16 protein-coding genes and 1 riboswitch are annotated in these 20068 nt (G+C 73.0%); of the genes, 8 read left to right on the top strand and 8 right to left on the bottom strand.

The window, feature by feature from the left end; genetic code table 11:
- Positions 1–28: 28 nt before the first annotated feature.
- A complete protein-coding gene (locus ACFZA0_RS22790; RefSeq protein WP_391019898.1) occupies positions 29–916 on the bottom strand; it encodes a DUF4429 domain-containing protein in 888 nt (295 codons plus the stop codon).
- 243 nt (positions 917–1159) lie between these two features.
- On the opposite strand from ACFZA0_RS22790, the gene ACFZA0_RS22795 reads away from it, so the two are divergent.
- Both ACFZA0_RS22795 and ACFZA0_RS22800 read left to right on the top strand, forming a co-directional pair.
- Complete coding sequence (locus ACFZA0_RS22795) at positions 1160–2437, top strand: hypothetical protein (RefSeq protein ID WP_391019901.1); 1278 nt, start codon at positions 1160–1162, stop codon at positions 2435–2437.
- Between the two features lie 104 nt (positions 2438–2541).
- Positions 2542–3069: a DoxX family membrane protein gene (locus tag ACFZA0_RS22800; RefSeq protein WP_391019903.1), complete on the top strand. Its 528-nt coding sequence runs from the start codon at positions 2542–2544 to the stop codon at positions 3067–3069.
- A 117-nt stretch (positions 3070–3186) separates the two neighbouring features.
- Here ACFZA0_RS22800 and ACFZA0_RS22805 read toward each other — a convergent pair whose 3' ends face one another.
- Positions 3187–3453 (bottom strand): hypothetical protein, encoded by a 267-nt coding sequence (locus ACFZA0_RS22805; RefSeq protein ID WP_391019906.1) that lies wholly within the window; start codon positions 3451–3453, stop codon positions 3187–3189.
- Positions 3440–5056 (bottom strand): PspC domain-containing protein, encoded by a 1617-nt coding sequence (locus ACFZA0_RS22810; RefSeq protein WP_391019908.1) that lies wholly within the window; start codon positions 5054–5056, stop codon positions 3440–3442. Before ACFZA0_RS22810 ends, ACFZA0_RS22805 begins: the two co-directional genes overlap by 14 nt.
- Positions 5057–5235: 179 nt before the next feature.
- Here ACFZA0_RS22810 and ACFZA0_RS22815 point away from each other — a divergent pair, with 179 nt between their 5' ends.
- From ACFZA0_RS22815 to ACFZA0_RS22825, 3 genes are all read left to right on the top strand, one after another.
- A complete protein-coding gene (locus ACFZA0_RS22815; protein ID WP_391019909.1) occupies positions 5236–6531 on the top strand; it encodes a PspC domain-containing protein in 1296 nt (431 codons plus the stop codon).
- Complete coding sequence (locus ACFZA0_RS22820; protein WP_391019912.1) at positions 6528–7247, top strand: LuxR C-terminal-related transcriptional regulator; 720 nt, start codon at positions 6528–6530, stop codon at positions 7245–7247. Before ACFZA0_RS22815 ends, ACFZA0_RS22820 begins: the two co-directional genes overlap by 4 nt.
- Before the next feature lie 236 nt (positions 7248–7483).
- Positions 7484–8224, top strand: a complete 741-nt coding sequence (locus ACFZA0_RS22825) for a methyltransferase domain-containing protein (protein WP_391019915.1) — start codon at positions 7484–7486, stop codon at positions 8222–8224.
- A 25-nt stretch (positions 8225–8249) separates the two neighbouring features.
- Here ACFZA0_RS22825 and ACFZA0_RS22830 read toward each other — a convergent pair whose 3' ends face one another.
- Positions 8250–9353: an NlpC/P60 family protein gene (locus ACFZA0_RS22830; protein WP_391019918.1), complete on the bottom strand. Its 1104-nt coding sequence runs from the start codon at positions 9351–9353 to the stop codon at positions 8250–8252.
- Between the two features lie 442 nt (positions 9354–9795).
- Here ACFZA0_RS22830 and ACFZA0_RS22835 point away from each other — a divergent pair, with 442 nt between their 5' ends.
- Positions 9796–10149, top strand: a complete 354-nt coding sequence (locus ACFZA0_RS22835; protein WP_391019920.1) for a hypothetical protein — start codon at positions 9796–9798, stop codon at positions 10147–10149.
- Between the two features lie 49 nt (positions 10150–10198).
- Here the strand turns inward: ACFZA0_RS22835 and ACFZA0_RS22840 are convergent, their stop codons facing one another.
- Positions 10199–11317, bottom strand: coding sequence for an NlpC/P60 family protein (locus ACFZA0_RS22840; protein WP_391019923.1), 1119 nt, complete (start codon positions 11315–11317; stop codon positions 10199–10201).
- 7 nt (positions 11318–11324) lie between these two features.
- A riboswitch (cyclic di-AMP (ydaO/yuaA leader) is annotated at positions 11325–11480 on the bottom strand.
- Positions 11481–11834: 354 nt separating this feature from the next.
- Positions 11835–12659: a glucose 1-dehydrogenase gene (locus ACFZA0_RS22845; RefSeq protein ID WP_391019926.1), complete on the bottom strand. Its 825-nt coding sequence runs from the start codon at positions 12657–12659 to the stop codon at positions 11835–11837.
- 86 nt (positions 12660–12745) lie between these two features.
- On the opposite strand from ACFZA0_RS22845, the gene ACFZA0_RS22850 reads away from it, so the two are divergent.
- Both ACFZA0_RS22850 and pcrA read left to right on the top strand, forming a co-directional pair.
- Positions 12746–13597 carry a helix-turn-helix domain-containing protein gene (locus tag ACFZA0_RS22850; RefSeq protein WP_391019928.1) on the top strand — a complete coding sequence of 284 codons (852 nt, stop codon included), beginning with the start codon at positions 12746–12748 and terminating at the stop codon, positions 13595–13597.
- A gap of 81 nt (positions 13598–13678) precedes the next feature.
- A complete protein-coding gene (pcrA, locus tag ACFZA0_RS22855) occupies positions 13679–16162 on the top strand; it encodes a DNA helicase PcrA (RefSeq protein ID WP_391019931.1) in 2484 nt (827 codons plus the stop codon).
- A gap of 43 nt (positions 16163–16205) precedes the next feature.
- Here the strand turns inward: pcrA and ACFZA0_RS22860 are convergent, their stop codons facing one another.
- Complete coding sequence (locus ACFZA0_RS22860) at positions 16206–17990, bottom strand: peptidoglycan DD-metalloendopeptidase family protein (protein WP_391019934.1); 1785 nt, start codon at positions 17988–17990, stop codon at positions 16206–16208.
- 373 nt (positions 17991–18363) lie between these two features.
- Positions 18364–19200 (bottom strand): alpha/beta fold hydrolase, encoded by an 837-nt coding sequence (locus tag ACFZA0_RS22865; protein WP_391020278.1) that lies wholly within the window; start codon positions 19198–19200, stop codon positions 18364–18366.
- Between the last annotated feature and the right edge of the window lie 868 nt (positions 19201–20068).

The raw sequence follows: 20068 nt of genomic DNA on the forward strand, positions 1-20068 counted from the left end.
TGCGGGGCAAGGGTGGTGGGCGTCCGGCTCAGAACCCCCGCAGCACCGCGGCCTTCGTCCGGGTGAACTCCTCCTCCGTCAGCACCCCGTCCCGGTACAGCTCGCCCAACTCCCGCAGTCTGCGCAGCAGTACGTCGTGGTGGTCGGCCCGGGGCGGATGCGCCGACACCGCGAACGGGCGCCGCTCCGCGGGCGGCGGCACCGTCCGCACCGAGGGGTGCGGCAGCCGTGCGACGACCGCGGTCGCCACCAGGGCGGTCAGCAGGTCGCGCCGCGCGCTGCCCCACAGGTCCAGGGCGTACGGGTCCTTCTCCGGCGGCAGCTTCGAGAACGCCCCCTCGTGCGTCACGAAGCGCAGGAACCCCTCCTCGTGACCGGTGTTGGGCAGCCACTCCACCTGGACCAGGTCGCCCACGCCGATGACCCGCGAACCGGTGGCGCGCTTGACCCGGTCGGAGGTGTCGGCCCAGTCGATGCGCACCTGGCCGCCGTCGAAGGAGACCGTCCCGTCGCTGGAGCGCACCGACACCGGCACCGGCGGACCGGGCAGCAGATAGGCCCTGGTGGGGTCCTTGGGCACCTGGTCGAGGAGCAGCGCCCTGCGGATCTCCTCCACCACGTACTCGGCGACCCCGGTGCGGTCCAGGTCCACGGTCAGCCGGTACGGGTCGGCCGCGTCCGGCAGCCGGCCCCCGGTCGCCTGGAGCAGCGGGTCGGCGCCCTCGCGCAGCCGGAGCCGCAACCGGCCGCGCCTGCGGTCCGGTTCGTGCGTGACGCCCGAGATGGCTTCGAGGGGCACCCCGATCTCGCCGTAGGTCTGCCGGAACAGCGGCACCGACCGGTGCAGGCCCGGCGTGATCCTGACGGTGCTGCCGTCGAAGGCCCAGGTCCCGTCCCGCTGGATGATCTCGGCCATGGGGGAATTCTCGCAGCCGGGTCACCACTGCCCTCCTCCCTTTCGCGCCGTCGCCCGGCACGCCCCCTCGCCACTCCTGGGCCTGCCGGACGCGGACCGTGTCGAGTAGGGCACAATTCGCTTCCATCAAAGGGGAGTTGCGCGGCACTGCGGAACCCGGCGGAACGTGCCGGAGTACGTGCGCCGCGCGGCCGAGTCGAACGGGTCGCGGCGTGCGGGCCGAGCGGAAGGCGGGCGTCGGACGTGGCGGTGCAGGAAGCGAGACAGGGCGCGCACGCGGGCGCCCACGAGGGCGGCTGCACCTGCGGCGACTGCCCGCACGGCGCGCGTGCGGGCCACCGGCGGGCGGTCGCCGAGTTCCTCGTCAAACGGGACGGCTTCGCCGCCGGACAGGGCCTGCCGCCCGGCGTCGCGCACTCCGCGTCGGCCTCCCGGCAGTGGGTCTCCGACGAACTGACCCAGTCCGCTGCGGTCGTGGCCGAACGGGGCCGCGCCGAGGGCGACGCCTGGCTCGCCCACCTGTGGCGCCGCACGGCCCTCGCCGTGTGGGGAGCCGTCGTCGTGCTGCTCCTGGTCCAGTCGCTGACCGCGATCGGGGCCGGCTGGACCGCGGCCCGCACCGCGGGGCTGCTCGCGGCCGTCCTCGTCGCCGCCGCGCTGACCTGCGCCTCCTGGTTCCACCGGGCGCGCGGCGGAGCGCTCGCGCCCGTCATCGGCGAGGACAACCGGCTCTCCACCTCCCGGTCCGTCGCCGCGGTCTGGGTGCTGTTCGTCGCGTTCGCCGTGCTGGTCCTCGCGGGCCGGCTGGCCGCCGCCTCCGACCACACCGAGCGCGACGGGCTCATCGACGGCCTCGAACTCGCGCGCGGCGCGGGCGTGGTGACCGTTCTCGCGGTGGTGTGCGCCATCGCCGTCCTCGTCCGCCGCGTGGTCGGTGTGCGGGTGTTCGAGCAGCGGTTGCAGAAGGTGCCCGCGGACCGGCCGCGCGCCGCCGACCTGCTGACCGACGACGCGGGGCGCGGCACGTTCGCCGACATCCAGTACGTCGTGATCAGTGCCGTCGCCGTGGTGTTCGCCGCCGTGCGGCTCGCCCGCCGCCCCGACCAACTGCCCGACCTGCCCTGGGGACTCGCGGTCGTGGTCCTGGTGTCCGCGGCGACCTACCTCGCCGGCAAGTACGCCGAGGGCAGCCGCCCCGTGATCCTCTCCGTGGTGCGCTCCCGCGAGGCGGGCGACCTCGACGGCCCGATCCGCACCGGTGACGACATCGAGATCCGCGGGGCCGGGTTCGTCCCCGTGGGCGCGCAGGGCGCCGACCGGCTGTCCCGCATGGTCGTGCGCATCGGCCCGGTGAACGTCCACGTTCCGCTGGTCCCCGTGACCGGCGGCTTCAGCAACCCCGCCGACTCCGTCCTCACGGTCCCGGTCCCCGCGGACGTCGAGCCGGGCCGGGTGGAGGTCCAGGTCGTCACCGCGGCGGGCGTGGAGACGAACCGGTACGCCATCGACGTGACCGACTGACCCGGCGGTGCCGGGGACGAGTCGGGGGTGGGGCTGAGCGGTCGGTCTCCTGGCTACGTATGGTCTGATGAGAGTCATTTCACGGCGAGAGGCGGCCAGAAGCGATGACTTACGGCATGCGTACGGACACGCACAGCTCAACGGGCGGGGGCCGGAGCCGACGGGAATCCGCTTCCCGGTACGCCCTGTTGCCCCTGCGGGTCTTCCTCGGCGTGACCTTCGTCTACGCCGGCATCGACAAGCTGACGAGCAGCAGTTTCCTGAAGGACTCCGGGGCCGGGTCGGTCGGCGACCTCATGCGCTCGGTGCGGGACTCCTCGGCGATCCCCGCCCTCGTCGACCTCGCGCTCAAGAGCCCCACCGGGTTCGGCTACGCCATCGCCTTCGGTGAACTCGCCGTCGGCATCGGCATCCTCATCGGCCTCTTCGCCCGGGTCGCCGCGGTCGGCGGCGCCCTGATCTCCCTCTCGCTGTGGCTGACGGTGAGCTGGTCGGCCGACCCGTACTACTACGGCAACGACCTCCCGTACCTGATGGCCTGGCTCCCGCTGATCCTCGCGGGCGCGGGCGTCTTCTCGGTCGACGCGGCACTGCGGGACAGGCGCCGCAGGGGGTCCGGCATCTCGTTCTGACGCGCCCCGAGTGGGTGCGTACGGCCGGGCCGCCGTCGTCGCGGTGGCCCGGCCGGGAGCCCCCGGGGCGGTGGCGGCCCTGGGCCCGGCCGCCCCTCCGCCGTGCCGCTCAGTGCCTCAAGAGCCCTGCGGGGGGCCGCTGCCGGTGGCCGAGCCCACCCCCGCGGACTGCCCGGACGACGCCCGCCGGCGCCGTCGTCTTCGTACCGTCCGGGTCGTGATAGCCGCCGCCCCGGCCAGCCAGAGGCCGATCCCGACGAGCGGGACCACCGCGAACCACGGTGTCTTCCACAGGCCGCCCGCGTCACCGACGTAGAGGACACCCGTCAGCGTCAGGAAGAGACCCGTCACCAGCCGCCCCGGCTGGAACTCATGACGCGGCACGGCGCACCTCCACCTGTCCGAGCGACACGTGCAGATCCAGGTCGAGCCTGCCGCCGTCGGCGGTGACGCGTGTCGGGTGCAGTGTCTTCTCCTCGTACTTGCCGGGTGCCACGTCCACGTCGTCCTGGTCGTCCCCGGGGAGCTGGATGTCGCCCAGGCCCACGTCGATCGTCAGCCGTACCGTCACGTCGTCGGGCACGATCACCACCAGCCGGCCCAGACCCACCTCCGCGCGCGACGCCACGGTCCGTCCGCCCGGCACTTCCAGCCCGGACAGGTCGAGCACGCCCCTGCCCGTGCCCACCTCGTACGACGGCCGCACCTGCGACGCCGCCACGGGCCGCCAGGTCGGTGTCCGCCAGTCGGTGTCGATGTTCGAGGGCAGCGCCGCCGAGCACGCCAGCAGTCCCGCCGTGAGCACCGCGAGGAAGAATGTCCCCCCGCTGGTGCGGCCCCGGAACGCGCTGAACGCGATGCCCGCGCCGAACACGATCAGCGCCGCGGCGAAGCCCGTCTGCAGGCTCGTGCCCAGCGGGTGGTCGTCCCACATCGCCCGCGCCCCGGCGAAGCCCGCGGCGGCGGCCACGAGCACGATCCAGCCGTCGATGAACCGCGAGCGGCGCGGGCCGGGGCGCACGTCGCCGGACCCGCGGGGGTCCCGGGGGTCCCCGGTGCCGCCGCGGGTGTCCTCGCGGACGGTCCCGAGGCTGATGTTGACGGCGGCGGCGACGTCACGGTCGCGCGCGTCACGCGGGCCCCACAGATAACCCGTGCCGCCGACGTGGGTGCCGTCCTTGACGATCGGGTCGCGCCACCACGACGGCTGCCCGGCGGGGGCGGGCGGCGCCTGTGCCTCGGGCGGCGCGTCGGCGGCGGCCTGCGCGGCGAGCGGATCGGGGTCGGGGGCGCCGCGCTGCCGCGACCAGTAGCCCGCGCCCGCGAGCAGGGCGGAAAGGATCACCGCGAAGGCCATCACCCCGCCGTTGCGCACCAGGGTCAGGAAGACGCCGCAGCCCGCCAGCGCGAACACCACGGCGGCGAGCGCCGGTCCGTCGACGCGGCCGGTGAGCAGCCGGCGCACCTCGTTCTCGTCCTCGTCGTCGTAGGTGACGAACAGCCAGGCGAACCCGTAGAAGATGAGGCCGAACCCGCCCGCCACGGCGAGCACGCTCAGGGCGATCCGGAAGATCACCGGGTCCATGTCGTACTGCCGGCCGAGTCCCGCGCAGACCCCGCCGAGCATCTGGTGCTCCCGGTCCCGCCGCAGGCGCCCGGCCGGGGGAGCGGACGCGTCGCCGCCGGGGACGTCGCCGCCGGAGCCGGAGCCGGAGCCGGAGCCGGAGTCGGAGCCGGAGCCGGGGACGTCGTCGCCGCCACCGCCACCGCCGGTACGCGAGGGCCCGCCGGCCGCGCCCGGGTCCCGCGCTTCGGAGCCGCCCGAACTCCCGCTCGCCGCAGGCCCGTCCGTGACATCTCCACGCGCGGACCGGCCGCCCGGATACGGGCCGCCGCGGCCGGACGCGTCCGGCTCCGGCCCCGGCCCGGACCGCCCGGGGCCGGGGCCGGGCCCCCGGCCCGTCGCGGCGTGCTGCTGATCGCTCATGCGTCCATGGTGACTGCCGAGCCGCCGCATCGGGAGCCGGAACGACCCTGGCTGACCCCTGATATCTCCCCCGAGACCGCCAACGGGAACTGTTCGACCCGTCCCGGGGACGAAGATCAGGGGAGTCTCCGGGCCGGACCCTGATGCCCGCGCTCCCGGGTCGTGTGACCATCGTTGGCATGCCGGAAGCCGCAGCAGCGCCACTCGCCGCCGACCCGAGGCCGCCGCGCAAGCTCTACCGCAGCAGCGACGGACGCTGGCTCGGCGGAGCGGCGCGGGGTCTCGCGGGGCACCTGGGGCTGCCCGTCATCTGGGTCCGGCTGGTCTTCGTGGGCCTGTTCACCGCCGACGGACTCGGCGCCCTCCTCTACGCGGCCTTCTGGTTCTTCGTCCCGCTCGGCCTCGGCGGGGTGGACGGCCGGCGTTCCGCGTCCCCCCTCGTCACCGAACCGGCGCCCGACGGCCGCCGCAGACTCGTCGCCATCCGGCCCGACAAGGGCCAGATCCTCGCCCTGCTGCTCATGGTCGTCGTCGCCCTGATCTTCGTCAGCAAGGTCGACGTCAACACCGGCACCAAGGCCTACCTCTGGCCGACGGTCCTGGTCGGCGCCGGTGTCGCCCTCGTCTGGCGCCAGGCGGACAACGCCCGCCGCGCCCGCTGGGTCGAGGTCGGCCGCCGGCGCCGCACGCTCACCATCGTGCGTGCCATCGGCGGCATCCTGCTCGTCACCACCGGCGTCACCGGCATCTTCGTCCTCCAGGGTTCCGCCTCCCACCTCGCGTCGGTGCTGGAGTCCGCCGTCGTGGTCCTGGTCGGCGTCCTGCTGCTCGCAGGTCCGTACCTCGTACGCATCACGCAGGACCTCTCCGAGGAACGGCTGATGCGCATCCGCGCGCAGGAGCGCGCCGAGGTCGCGGCCCACGTCCACGACTCGGTGCTGCACACCCTGACCCTGATCCAGCGCAACGCGGAGAACCCCGGCGAGGTGCGCCGCCTGGCCCGTGCCCAGGAACGCGACCTGCGCACCTGGCTCTACAAGCCCGAGGGCACCGGCAAGGACGAGGCCGACGAGCCCACGGCGGTCGCCGAGGCGGTACGAAGACACGCGGCCGAGGTCGAGGACAAGCACGGCGTGCCCATCGAGGTGGTCGTCGTCGGCGACTGCCCCCTCGACGACCGCGTCGGGGCACAGATGCAGGCCGCGCGCGAGGCAATGGTGAACGCCGCCAAGTACGGTGGCGAGGGCGGGGCCGTCCAGGTCTTCGCGGAGGTCGAGGACGGCAAGGTCTTCGTGTCCGTCCGGGACCGCGGACCCGGGTTCGACCTCGACTCGATCCCCGCCGACCGCATGGGCGTCCGGGAGTCGATCATCGGCCGCATGGAACGCAACGGCGGTACGGCGCGCCTGCGTTCGGTACCGGGCGGCGGCACGGAGGTCGAGCTGGAGATGGAGAGGACGGAGAGGACGTCATGAGCGACCAGACCGAGAACACGGGCGCGGGCACGGACGGTACGGGCGGTGCCGGGGAGCGCCGGGTGCGGGTCGTGCTCGTCGACGACCACAGGATGTTCCGCACCGGCGTGCAGGCCGAGATCGGAGAGACCGAGCAGACCGGGGTCGAGGTCGTCGGGGAGGCGGCGGACGTCGACCAGGCGGTCACCGTCATCCACGCGACCCGGCCCGAGGTCGTCCTCCTCGACGTCCACCTGCCGGGCGGCGGCGGCGTCGAAGTGCTGCGCCGCTGCGCCCCGTTGAGCGCCGACCCCGAGCGGCCCGTCCGCTTCCTCGCGCTGTCCGTGTCCGACGCCGCCGAGGACGTCATCGGCGTGATCCGCGGCGGTGCGCGCGGCTACGTCACCAAGACGATCACCGGCGCCGACCTGGTCGACTCGATCTTCCGCGTCCAGGACGGCGACGCGGTCTTCTCGCCCCGCCTGGCCGGTTTCGTCCTCGACGCGTTCGCGTCGACCGACGCCCCGCCGGTCGACGAGGACCTGGACCGCCTCACCCAGCGCGAGCGCGAGGTGCTGCGGCTCATCGCCCGGGGGTACGCGTACAAGGAGATCGCGAAGCAGTTGTTCATCTCCGTGAAGACGGTCGAGTCCCACGTCTCGGCGGTCCTGCGCAAGCTCCAGCTCTCCAACCGCCACGAACTCACCCGCTGGGCGACGGCGCGTCGCTTGGTCTGACCGTCAACTCGTCGTGTGGGGGCGGCAATTGCGTGGACATCGCCCTCCGCCCCCACACCGTCCACGCTCGGGACTCCGCGCTGGCTCCCACAGCCCCCGGATCGCCATGGCCGCCATGGCCGCCGTGGCCGGCGAGGCATGGGCCGCGCTTCTCGCCTACGCCTGTCTTCCCGCCGCGCCCTCGCGGAGGTAATTGCTTCGACAGCGGACCTCGTTCACCGGCAGGGTGGGTGCCCATGACGAGCAGTGAGCTGTGGACTCGTGAGATGGCCGAGCGTTACGACGCCGGGGAGGTCGAGACGTCCTCGGACGCGGTTCTCGGGCCGACCCTCGACTTCCTCGCCGGGCTCGCCGGAGACGGCCCCGCGCTGGAGTTCGCCATCGGGACCGGGCGTGTCGGCGTCCCGCTCCGGGAGCGCGGCGTGCCGGTCACCGGTGTCGAACTGTCCGAGCACATGGCGGCGGTGCTGCGGCGGAAGATCGACGCGAGCACGCTCCCGGTGGTCATCGGGGACATGGCGACCACCGTCGTCCCCGGCGAGTTCACGCTGGTCTACCTCGTCTACAACACCATCGGGAACCTGCTCACCCAGGACGAGCAGGTCGAGTGCTTCCGCAACGCCGCCCGTCATCTGGCGCCCGGCGGGCGCTTCGTCATCGAGCTGGGCGTGCCGCCGCTGCGGTTCCTGCCGCCCGGACAGGTCGCGGTGCCGTTCGACGTCTCCGATCGGCATCTCGGCTTCGACACCTTCGACCTGGTCGAACAGACCCTCGTCTCCCATCACTTCGTCCGTGACGGCGACGACGGCCGCTACCGTCGGGCCAACTCCCGGCACCGGTACGCCTGGCCGGCCGAACTCGACCTGATGGCACGGATCGCCGGGCTGGAGCTGGAGCGGCGGGTCGCCGACTGGGACGGGACGCCGTTCGGCGAGGACGCCGGGAAGCACGTCTCCGTGTGGCGCAAGCCCGCGTGAGGCCGGCCGACCGCACACGCCGATCTCACGCCACCCGTGTCGCCCCCGCGAACGGCATCTCGTCGACCGGGGCCACCCGTACCGGCGCCGACGGGTTGGGGGCGTGGACCATCCGGCCGTTGCCCACGTAGATGCCGACGTGGCTGATGCCCGAGTAGAAGAACACCAGGTCGCCCGGCTGGAGTTGGGAGCGGGAGACGCGGGTGCCCGCGTTGATCTGGGCGTAGGTCGTGCGCGGCAGGGCCACTCCCGCGGAGCGGTACGCGGCCTGGACGAGCCCCGAGCAGTCGAAGGCGTTCGGCCCCGTCGCGCCCCACACGTACGGGCTGCCGAGCTTGCTGTACGCGTACGCGACGGCCGCGGCGGCACGGGAGTCCGTGGCCGGTACGGGAGTTGCCGCCGCCGTCGACGATCCCGGCGAGCCCGTCGCGGGCAGGGCGGTGCGCGCGGCGGAGGACGACCGGGAGGCACGGCTCGCGGCGCCGGTGCCCGTGCCGTCGGCGACGACCGCCGCGCGTTCGGGTGCCGACAGCCGGTCCAGCAGCCGTTTCGCCTGCTCCAGCTTGCCGTTGATGGTCTTCTTGCGCTTCTTCAGCTCCGCCTGGCGGGACTTGAGCGTGGTGACCTCGACGTCGGCCGCGTCCCGGATCTGCTTGATCTCCCGCAGTTCCTTGCGGACGTTCGCGATCGCCGTGGACTGCTGGTGGCCGGCGCGCTCCGCGAACTCCGCGCCCCGCAGGTACGCGGCGGGGTCGTCGGAGAGCGCGAGTTGCACGGCGGGGTCGAGACCGCCCTCCCGGTACTGGGACGCCGCGACCCAACCCAGTTGCTTGCGTGCCGAGTTGAGCTTCATGGTCTTGCGCGCGGCCTCGTCGTGCAGGGTGCGCAGGCGGCCCGACGCGTGGTCGGCCTTCTCCTTCGCGCCGTTGTACTTCTCGGTCGCGGCCTCCGCGTCCTGGTACAGCTTGTCCACCTTGGCCTTGACCTGGGCCGCCGTCACCTGGGGCTCCGCCTGTGCCGAACCGTCGAAGGCCGTCGCGGTCGCCGCTCCCGCGAGGGCGATGGTCGCCGCCCTGCGGATCGTGCTGCCGTTCGCTGACCGCCGTCGGGGCTTGCGGTGCGCTGCCACGTGGAGTCCACGTCCTTTCCCGTCCCACTCGACTCGACCGGCCGATCAGCCCCCACGGGCCGCGGTGGCGGGCCCGCGTCCGGCGACGGCAAGTGCAGGGGAGCGGGCCGCCGCCGGACCTTCTCGGCGGTGGTGTCCGGCTGTCGCCCCGGGTGGGGCGGCGGTGAGGAGCCGGTCACCTGGGGCAGGACGCTAGACCGGGGAATCTCGGCCCGGCGACGGACTGTGCGGAAGTGGCGGCAGAGGTCCGGAACGTGACCGTATGTGATCGCCGGTGTCCGGCGCGCCTGTCGACTCCACGCGGGGTGATGACCGATGCGCCGATCCGGACCCGGCGGGAGCGGCGGATTGATATGGCGGGCGCATATACGCGCCACGCGACGGCGTCCGGGCACCGGGGCGGTGTGCGGACCCCGGGAGCCCCCTCACTAGGCTCCGGACCATGGACGTACTCATCCATCTCTTCGTCGCCCTGCACATCATCGGTATCGCGGCCCTGCTCGGGGGCTTCCTGACCCAGATGAAGGCGATGGGCCGCGGCACCGCCCGCTTCGTCCCGGCGATGCTGCACGGCGCCCTCACCATGCTGGTGACCGGGGCGGTCCTCGTCGGCCTCAGCCAGGCCGACGACCACCCCGTCAACAACGTCAAGATCGGCATCAAGCTGGCCGTGCTGATCGTGATCCTGGGCCTCGTCTACGTGAAGCGGGACGACGAGACGGTGGAGAAGGGGCTGTTCGCGGCGGTGGGCGCGCTCACCGTGGCCAACATCTTCATCGCCGTCCTCTGGACCTGATCACGCGGGCCGGTCACCCGCAGGCGACCGGGCCCGCCGCGCGACCGGGTCAGGCCGGCCGCACCACGCTGTGGATGATCGACGAGCCGCCGTAGTAGATGGACTCCTCGCGCACGTACGCGCCGGGCTTCGGGGCGTGGATCATCATGCCGTCGCCGATGTAGATGCCGACGTGGCTGACGTCGCTGTAGAAGAAGATCAGGTCCCCGGGCTGCGCGTCGGCCAGCGAGACCGTCGTGCCGGCGTTGACCTGGTCGGTGGTGACGCGCGGCAGGGTGACGCCGGCGGACCGGTAGGCGGCCTGGGTGAGCCCGGAGCAGTCGTAGGAGCCGGGGCCGGTGGCGCCCCAGACGTACGGCTTGCCGATCTGGGCGCGGGCGAAGGCGATGACCTGCGCGGCCCGCGAGGAGTCCGCCGGGGCGGCGGCCGTGGACGACGACCCGGAGCCCTGCGCGGCCGTCTGCTCGGTGGCCTGCTTCTTCGCGAGCGCCGCGGCCTCCGCGTCGGCCTTCTCCTGCTTCTCCTTCTCGATCTGCGCGAGCCGTGCCTTCTCCTCGGCGTTCAGCTTCGACAGCAGTTCGCGCGCGTCGCCCAGCTTCGTCTGGACGGTCGTCTTGGCCGTCTTCAGGTTCGTCTGCGTCGTGGTCAGCGACTCCAGGCTCTTGGCCGCCTCCGCGCGCTTCTTCATCGTCGCGGCCTGCTCGGTGACGTAGTCGTCGACCGCGCTCTTCTGGCGGCTGGTGAGCCGGTTCATCAACTGGTCCTGGTCGAAATAGCCCTGGGGGGTGTCCGCGAGCAGGAACGTGGTGGTGTCCGTGGCCGTGCCCGAGCGGTACTGGGCCGCGGCGAACGAACCCAGCTCGTCGCGCGCGTCGTTGAGCTTCTGCGTGCGCCTGGCGACGTCGTCCAGGAGCTTGTCCACCTGCTTGCGCTGGGTGGTCGTCTTCTCCTTGGCCGCGTTGTACTTCTCCGTCGCCGACTCGGCCTGCCGGTAGAGGGCGTCGACCTTCTTCTGCACTTCCTCGACGCTCGGCTTGTCGGCGGTGACGGGGGCGGCCTGCGCGGTCTGGGAGAACAGGGCCACCGAGGTGAGGGCGGCCGTGGCCAGCACGGGGGTGCGTATGCCTACGCGCGTTCCCGTCGGGCGCGGCTTGCGGTGCGACGCCACGAGGGCGACTCCTTCCGTGTTCCGCCTACCGGGTTAGCTGTCGGGTTCGGGCGGATGGATCCGGAAGGCTGCCCTACGGCCGGCGCCTCGGCGGAGGCGGACCGATTCACCCCAGGTTCGCGGTGGGTCCCCGGCTCCGGCGGCACGGGGGCGTGAACGGCCCCTGGGACGCGCGGACTCGGCGGGGGCCGTGCGGCCCGGCGACGTTCGCCGGTGGGGGTCGTACGGCCCGACCGAACGGTAACCAACGCGTGCGGCCGCTGTGAAGGTCGGTAGGCGATATGCCCGATACATTTTCGTGACCTGAAACCGCCTGGTCACAGGGTGTGTCCAACTCCTGTCGCGATGAACCCGGTTGGTCCGCCGAAGGGGGGAATCGGCGTTCGCGCCCACTTTGCGGATCTTTCAACGCCCGGGACGGGAGGCCGGGTTGGGAGGCCGGGTCGGGTGAAGCGGCCAACCGGTCTCTCGCGCGCACCCGTTGCCGCCGGCGCACCGCCCGGCGCCGGCCCGTCGCTCAGGCCCTCGCGCCGCCGTCCACCCGGAGCACCGTGCCCGTCACGTAGGAGGCGCGGTCGCTCAGGAGCCAGAGGGCGGCCTCGGCGATCTCGGCCGGTTCGGCGGCCCGGCGCAGCGGGTTCCGGGCGGCGAGCCGGTCGCTCAGCCCCGGGTCCGACTCCTCCCACGTGCGGATCATCCGCGTCCGCGTGTTGCCCGGGGCGACCGCGTTGACGCGGATGCCCTCGGGACCGTAGGTCACGGCCGCCGACTCGGTGAGGCTGTTGACCGCCCGCTTCATCGCTCCGTAGGCGGGCAGCCGGGGGTTCGCCCCCAGGCTGCCGACGCTGGAGTTGTTGACGATCGCCCCCTGTCCGGCGGTGGCCCGCATCACGGCGACCTGGGCGGACATCGCCAGCCAGACGCCCTTCAGGTTCACGGCGTAGAGGTGGTCGAAGTCGGCCTCCGTCACCTCGTCCAGCGGGCGGGGCGGGGTGAAGGCGGCACCGTTGTTGAAGGCCACGTCGAGCCTGCCGTACAGCTCCGCGGCACGGTCCACGGCGGCCCGCACGCCGTCCGGTTCCGCCAGGTCGCACCGGACGTGGTCCGCGGTGCCGCCCGCCGAGCGGATCTCCGCCGTGACCGCCGCGAGCTGCTCCTCGGTCCGGGCCGCGAGCAGGACCCGGGCGCCCTCCCGCGCGAAGAGGCGTGCCGCGGCGGCGCCGATGCCCCGCCCGGCGCCGGTGACGAGGGCGACCTTGCCGGCCAGCAGCCCGGCGGCGGGCGCGGGTCCGGGTGTGGTCGCGGGTGTGGTCGTGGGTGTGGTTGCCGGTGTGCTGTTCATGGGACCGAGCGTGCGCCGGTGGCCCCGGGCTTTCCAGGTACAGGCCGTACCTGGAGGACGCGCACGGCCCCGCGCACACTGGAGATGTGGACAGACGAGAGCTGGCGGCCTTCCTGCGCACCCGGCGCGAGCGGATCACCCCCGCCGACGTCGGGCTCCCTGCCGGGCCCCGGCGCCACACCCCGGGGCTGCGCCGCGAGGAGGTGGCGCAGCTCGCGTACATCTCCACCGAGCACTACACCCGTCTCGAACAGGCGCGCGGGGCGCATCCCTCGCGCGAGGTGCTGGCCGGTCTCGCGCGCGCCCTGCGCCTGACGGACGCCGAGCGCGCCCACCTGCACCACCTGGCCGGCGCGCCCCCGGGCCCGCCGCCCGGCCCGCCGCGCGAGGTGCGGCAGAGCATCCTCGACCTGATGGACCGCCTCCCGAACGCCGCCGCCACAGTGATGTCGGCGACGTACGAGGTACTGGCCTGGAACGACCTCGCCGCCGCCCTCATGGAGGACTTCTCCGCCCTCGTGCCCCGCGACCGCAACTTCCTGCGGCGCGTCCTCCTCGGTCCGCACCGGGACGGCCTCCGGCTGTACGGGGTGTCCGACGCGGACGCGTTCGCCCGTACCGCCGCCCGGCGGCTGCGCGCCGCGGCGGCCCGCTACCCCGAGGACCCCGGGGTCCGGGAACTCGTGGACGGCCTGCTCGCCGGGAGCGACGACTTCGTCCGGCTGTGGAACTCCCACGACGTGTGCGACGAGCACACCCTGCGCAAGACGTTCGCGCACCCGGTGGTCGGCCCGGTCACCGTCAACTGCGACGTCCTCGACATCGCCGACCGCGACCAGCGGCTCGTGATCTACACGGCAGACCCGGGCTCACCGTCCGAGGAGGCGCTGCGGCTGCTGTCCGTCGTCGGCACGCAGCGCATGGACGTTCCCCGCTGAGGGCAGGGCCGCGGACCGCGGGGCCCCGACTTTCCGGGGCGGGCACCGGCTGTCGGTGGGGCGCCCTAGACTCGGAGAGCGATGAGCAGCCTCTTTGACGACAACTTCCTGGCGAACCTCCGGGCCCCGAGCCCGCGCGACGAGGAGCCCCCGCCCCCGCCCGAGGACGAACACGCTCCGGAGCAGGTCCCGGACGATCTGTTCGGCGGGAAGTTCGACGCGCCGCCGGACCGCGACACCCACTACCGGGACGGCGCCCCGCGCCCGGTGCTGGACGCGGCGGCCCTGCTCGACGGGCTGAACGAGAACCAGCGCGCCGCCGTCGTGCACGCGGACACCCCCCTGCTCATCGTGGCCGGGGCCGGTTCCGGCAAGACCCGGGTGCTCACGCACCGCATCGCGTACCTCCTCGGCGAGCGGCACGTGCACCCCGGGCAGATCCTCGCGATCACCTTCACCAACAAGGCCGCGGGCGAGATGAAGGAGCGCGTCGAGCAGCTCGTCGGCCCGCGCGCCAACGCGATGTGGGTGATGACCTTCCACAGCGCGTGCGTGCGCATCCTGCGCCGCGAGAGCAAGAAGCTCGGCTTCACGTCCAGCTTCTCGATCTACGACGCCGCCGACTCCAAGCGCCTGATGGCGCTGGTCTGCCGGGACCTGGACCTCGACCCGAAGCGCTTCCCGCCGAAGTCCTTCAGCGCCAAGGTCTCCAACCTGAAGAACGAGCTGATCGACGAGGAGGACTTCGCCGCGCAGGCCGCCGACGGCTTCGAGAAGTCGGTCGCCCAGGCGTACGCCCTCTACCAGTCCCGGCTGCGCGAGGCGAACGCCCTCGACTTCGACGACCTGATCATGACGACGGTCAACCTGCTGCGCGCCTTCCCCGACGTCGCCGAGCACTACCGCCGCCGCTTCCGGCACGTCCTCGTCGACGAGTACCAGGACACCAACCACGCCCAGTACGCCCTCGTCCGGGAACTCGTCGGTTCCGCGGACGCGGGCCGCGACGAGGACGAGCCGCCGCGCGCGGACGACCTGCCGCCGGCCGAACTGTGCGTGGTGGGTGACGCCGACCAGTCGATCTACGCGTTCCGCGGCGCGACGATCCGCAACATCCTCCAGTTCGAGGAGGACTACCCGAACGCGACGACGATCCTGCTGGAGCAGAACTACCGCTCCACGCAGACGATCCTCACCGCCGCCAACGCGGTCATCGAGCGCAACGAGTCGCGCCGCCCGAAGAACCTGTGGACCAACGCGGGCGAGGGCGCCCGCATCACCGGCTACGTCGCGGACACCGAGCACGACGAGGCGCAGTTCGTCGCCGAGGAGATAGACCGGCTGACGGACGCGGGCGACGCGAAGGCCGGCGACATCGCCGTCTTCTACCGCACCAACGCCCAGTCCCGTGTCTTCGAGGAGATCTTCATCCGCGTCGGCCTGCCCTACAAGGTCGTCGGCGGTGTCCGCTTCTACGAGCGCAAGGAGGTCCGGGACGTCCTCGCCTACCTGCGCGTGCTGTCGAACCCGGAGGACTCCGTGCCGCTGCGCCGTGTCCTCAACGTCCCCAAGCGCGGCATCGGCGACCGCGCCGAGGCGATGATCGACGCGCTCGCGCAGCGCGAGAAGATCAGCTTCCCGCAGGCGCTGCGTCGCGTCGACGAGGCGTACGGCATGGCGGCCCGCTCCACCAACGCGGTCAAGCGGTTCAACACCCTGCTCGAAGACCTCCGGACGATCGTCGAGTCCGGCGCCGGACCGGCCACCGTCCTGGAGGCCGTGCTCGAACGCACCGGCTACCTGGCCGAGTTGCAGGCGTCCACCGATCCGCAGGACGAGACCCGGATCGAGAACCTCCAGGAACTCGCCTCCGTGGCCCTGGAGTTCGAGCAGGAGAACGCCGAGGGCGAGACGGGCACGCTGGCCGAGTTCCTCGAACGCGTCGCCCTCGTCGCGGACTCGGACCAGATCCCCGACGAGGACGACGACGGCTCCGGTGTCATCACCCTGATGACCCTGCACACCGCCAAGGGCCTCGAATTCCCCGTGGTCTTCCTGACCGGCATGGAGGACGGCGTCTTCCCGCACATGCGGTCGCTGGGCCAGACGAAGGAGCTGGAGGAGGAGCGGCGTCTCGCGTACGTCGGTATCACCCGCGCCCGCGAACGCCTCTACCTGACCCGCTCCGCGATGCGCAGCGCCTGGGGGCAGCCCTCGTACAACCCGCCGTCGCGCTTCCTGGAGGAGATCCCGGCCACGCACGTCGACTGGAAGCGCACCGGCGGCAGCCCGGCGGCGTCCGCCGTCAGCGTGTCCAACGTCGCGGGCTCGCTGTCGTCCTCCCGCTCCCGCAACGGGGCTGCGGCGGGCTTCGCCACGCGCCGGACGTCGGAGAAGGCCGTGCCGTCGCTGGCGGTCGGCGACCGGGTCACGCACGACCAGTTCGGCCTGGGCACGGTCGTCGCGGTGAAGGGCACGGGCACGAACGCCGAGGCGACGATCGACTTCGGCGAGCCCAAGCCGAAGCGGCTGCTGCTGCGGTACGCGCCGGTCGAGAAGCTGTAGCAGGCGGGGGTCCCGGTCCCCGGGGCCCCGCGCTTCCCGCGTCCTACGTCGGGTCGAGGCCGTGGCTGCGCAGCCACGGCAGCGGGTCGATCGCCGCGCCGCCGGCCGGGCGCACCTCGAAGTGCAGGTGCGGGCCGGTGGAGTTGCCCGAGTTGCCCGAGTAGGCGATGGGGTCGCCGGCCTTCACCGTCGTGCCCGACGCGACGCGGTAGCTGGAGAGGTGGCAGTACCACGTCTCCGTCCCGTCCTTCGCGGTCACTATCGCCATGTTGCCGTAGGCGCTGTTCCACTGCGTGCGGACCGTGCCGTCCGTCGCGGACATCACCGTCGTCCCGTACGACACGGGGAAGTCGATGCCGGTGTGCACGGACATCCAGTTGACGCCCGCCTGGCCGAAGTAGGCGCTCAGCCCCTTCTGCGTCACCGGCAGGACGAACTTCGGACGCAGCCGCTCCTTGCGGGCCGCCTCCTCCGCCGCCTTCTTCTTCTCGGCGGCCTGCTCGGCCTTGAGGTCGATACGTTCCTGCGTGCGGCTGGCCCGCCCGGCGAAGTCGTCGGCACCGGCCGACAGGCTCGCGAGCTGGGTGTCCAGCTTGTTGTTGGCGGCCGACGGCCGCACCGCGTGCGCGTCGGACGCCGACGCCGTGGTGTCGGTGGCGCTTCCGCCGTCGCCGTGCGTCCCGCCGATGGAGGCCGCCGCGATCCCCGCCACGCCCATCACGCAGACCGAGGGCACCGCCACGGTGAGCAGTGCGGACCGCTTGGCGGGCGAACGGCGCCGGGAGCGACCGGCGTTGCGGCCGTCGGACCGCGCGGCGGTCGCGGCCGGGACGATCTCCTCCTGGTCGTCGAGCAGCACCGGGACCACGGGCATCTCACCCGTGGACGCCAACTCGTGCTCAAAGTTGTCCAGTTGTCCGTTGTCCAGTTGTCCGGCGAGGCGGTCGGCCGGGGGCTCCGGCTGCCGGTCGTAGGGCTCGGACCGCTGGTCGAACATCTCCGGCCGGGGCGCGTCGGGCGACTGCGCGTGCCCGCCGAACTCCTCCGCCGGGGAGGGGAATCCGTCGAGGTGCGCGGCGAACGCGGCGCTGTGATCCGGGTGTTCGGCGGCGGGAGCGGCCATCGGCGCGCCGTCACGGCCGTCCGCGTTCCACTGCGTGGCGTCGTACACACCGGAGTCGTGGCCGGCCGTGCCGTAGGAGCCGGAGTCGAACGGGCCCGACGCGAAGGCGCCCGGCTCGAAGGTCCCCGTTTCGAAGGTCCCCGTCTCGAAGGTCTGCGTGCCCCACGTCCACTGCTGGGTTCCGTCGGCGGCGGACCCGCCCGCGCCGCCCGGCTGGGCCCATGTGCCCGCGTCCCACTGCCCGGTGGCGTCGCCGCCCGTCGACTGCGGCGGCACGGCGGACAGGTGCGGGTAGCCGTTGGTCCAGGAGGTCGTGTCGTACGCGCCCGTGTCGTGGACACCGGTGCCGTACGCGCCCGTCTCGTACCCGGACCCGTGACCGGACTGCGGCCACCGGCCTGTGTCGTACGTCCCGGTCGCCTGCGCGGCGTCGAACCGGACCTCGGTCGTGGTGCCGTAACCGCCGTTCGGCGCCTGCCCGTTGGCGGCCATGTCGCCGAAGAGGGGGTCGGTCGCGAAGGTCGCGGTACCCGTGCCGTCCGTCGCGAACGCACCGGAGTCGAAGGCGCCGGTGGCGTAGGGATCGTGCGAGGTGAAGGCGTCGTACGAGGCCCCCTGTTCGCCGTGCGGCGCGTAGTGCGCCGCGGCGGCTTCGGAAGCCTCGGCCGGGGAGGTCACGATCCCCGACGGGTGACGTTCATTCACCAACTTCTCTTTCGCCTCGACAACAGGGGCCGGCAGAGCAGTGCGGCGACTGTACCCGGCGGTATGAGGGCGCGACAATCGTCGGCGGGTTTCACGGGTGCAGGAAAGGGGCAATCGGCGCGGTTTCGGCTCCCCGGCGGCTCTGGCTTGGCTTTGCGTTCGACAAGTGTTCGACGTGCGACGGCTGTCAGGTCCCTGTCCGTGCGGTGTGGAGCGGGGCTGCGGCGCACCCGCCCGGTCCGCCCCGCCGATTCGCTTCCGCCCACGTCCGCGCACACGCGGCCGCGGGCCGGGAGAGGGTGTGCGCCGTGCACACGGCTGGCGGCGGCAGGCCGGGGAGGCATGTCCTCGGCGTCCGCGGCCCCTCCGAGGGTCAGGCGACGGTCAAACCTTCGGTCCGGGGCACGGCCCCGGCGTCCGGTCCGGGCGTGTCGAGGGCCTCGCGGATGCCCGCCGCGACGGCGGGGTGCACCGGCAGGGCGAGGTGTCCGACACCGCTGACCCGCACGTTGCGCGCCAGCAGGTCGGGGTGCTCCACCCGTGCCGACTCCAGCGGGTCCATCAGATGGTCCAGGTCGCTCCAGAAGCTCACGAAACGCGTGCGGCAGCCGGGTGCCGGACGGGTCAGCTCCTCCACGACGTCCGAGCCGGGGCGCATCTGCCGCACGATCGGGTGCGCGTTGGCCAGCGGCGCGACCCGGGTGCCGGAGTGCGGTGTACCGAGCGTGACCAGCGTGCGGACCCGCAGGTCACCGCCGAGGCGCTGCACGTAGTAGCGCGCGATCAGACCGCCCAGGCTGTGCCCGACGATGTCGACCCGGCGGCTGCCGGTGCGCTCGCAGATCTCCTCGACGTGCCGCCCGAGCAGTTCGGCGGAGGTGCGGACGTCGCAGGTCAGCGGGGAGTAGTTGAGCGAGGCGACCGGACGGCTGCCGTGCTCGGAGAGGCTGCGGCGCAGCAGGACGAACACGGAACGGTTGTCGATGAAGCCGTGCAGCAGCACCACCGGCGGCCGGATCCCGGCCGGCAGGGAGGTGGCGGCGTCCGGCGGGGGCGGCGCGGGGACGGTCATCGGGCGCTCCCGGAGCATGCCGGAGGGGTAGAGCAGGACGTGCCCGGCCAGGATGACGGCCTCCAGGGTGGTCGCCTTCACCAGATCCACCTGGAGACCGGCCAGCCGGGCCACGGCCGCCCGACAGGAGGCGAACAGGCTCGGCGCCGCGCAGGGCGGCTCCGGCCCGTCCGCCGGCCCGGAGCCCTCCCGCTTCGGCGCCGCCGCGGCGGGAGGGGCCGGTTCCGGCGCGGTGAGCAGGGAGGACAGGCAGGGCAGCGGCAGGGACGCGAGGTAGGGGAGGGAGGTCAGCGGGGCCAGGTACGGCCAGGGCGTCAGGGAGTTCAACGAGGTGAGGAGGGGGCGGAGCGGTGTCGATCCGACGAGTTTCGTCAGTCCCGTCCTCGCGCATCCCGCCCTGGTGAGTCCTGCCAGCAGCATGGTCCACCTCCAGTTCGCGCGCCGGAGGACGGCTCTGTCCTCGGGCACGCCCGTCGGAAGTCACTGACCGGGGGTGACGGACGACGATGGGGAGGGGGCGTCCTGGCCACCGGGGAGGCGAACGACGCCGGGAACGGACGCGACGTCGACGGAGGGACCGAAGAATCCCGCCGCCGGGCGACGCGATTCACCGCTGTCGTGCCCTCCGGCCCTGCCACCCTCCGTGTCGTCGTCGGTACGCCCCGCCGTCCACCCGCGCGGCTCGCGGTGGTCCGGTCGCGGCGTCCTCCGTGCGGCTCCCGCTTGTACTTGCTCCCGCTGCGGCGCACCGGCGCCTCTCGGCGTGGGGACCGCTCGGACACCACCGTGCTCCGGGTGCGTGTCCTTTATGTGATTTCCCCCTCGCTCCACCCCGCGAAACGGCCGCTTGCGCGATGCTGGCGATAACGTGCGTTCACTTCTCCGGCCGTCACGGCGGGTGCCCGAGCCGCGACGGGCCACGGAAGAGTCGGCCGCGCCGGGTGCGCGGTCGTGCGCGGAGGGTGCGCGCGGTCGGCGCACCGGACATGCTCGGAGTACGGCACGC

The sequence above is a fragment of the Streptomyces sp. NPDC008150 genome, from assembly GCF_042956945.1.
In the GTDB taxonomy this organism is placed as follows: Bacteria; Actinomycetota; Actinomycetes; order Streptomycetales; family Streptomycetaceae; genus Streptomyces.

What these genes read in the sequence shown, in the direction of transcription:
- ACFZA0_RS22790 (WP_391019898.1), bottom strand. Translation starts at nt 916, where the DNA reads ATGGCCGAGATCATCCAGCGGGACGGGACCTGGGCCTTCGACGGCAGC.
- ACFZA0_RS22800 (WP_391019903.1), top strand. Translation starts at nt 2,542, where the DNA reads ATGACTTACGGCATGCGTACGGACACGCACAGCTCAACGGGCGGGGGC.
- ACFZA0_RS22810 (WP_391019908.1), bottom strand. Translation starts at nt 5,056, where the DNA reads ATGAGCGATCAGCAGCACGCCGCGACGGGCCGGGGGCCCGGCCCCGGC.
- ACFZA0_RS22815 (WP_391019909.1), top strand. Translation starts at nt 5,236, where the DNA reads ATGCCGGAAGCCGCAGCAGCGCCACTCGCCGCCGACCCGAGGCCGCCG.
- ACFZA0_RS22820 (WP_391019912.1), top strand. Translation starts at nt 6,528, where the DNA reads ATGAGCGACCAGACCGAGAACACGGGCGCGGGCACGGACGGTACGGGC.
- ACFZA0_RS22825 (WP_391019915.1), top strand. Translation starts at nt 7,484, where the DNA reads ATGACGAGCAGTGAGCTGTGGACTCGTGAGATGGCCGAGCGTTACGAC.
- ACFZA0_RS22835 (WP_391019920.1), top strand. Translation starts at nt 9,796, where the DNA reads ATGGACGTACTCATCCATCTCTTCGTCGCCCTGCACATCATCGGTATC.
- ACFZA0_RS22845 (WP_391019926.1), bottom strand. Translation starts at nt 12,659, where the DNA reads ATGAACAGCACACCGGCAACCACACCCACGACCACACCCGCGACCACA.
- pcrA (WP_391019931.1), top strand. Translation starts at nt 13,679, where the DNA reads ATGAGCAGCCTCTTTGACGACAACTTCCTGGCGAACCTCCGGGCCCCG.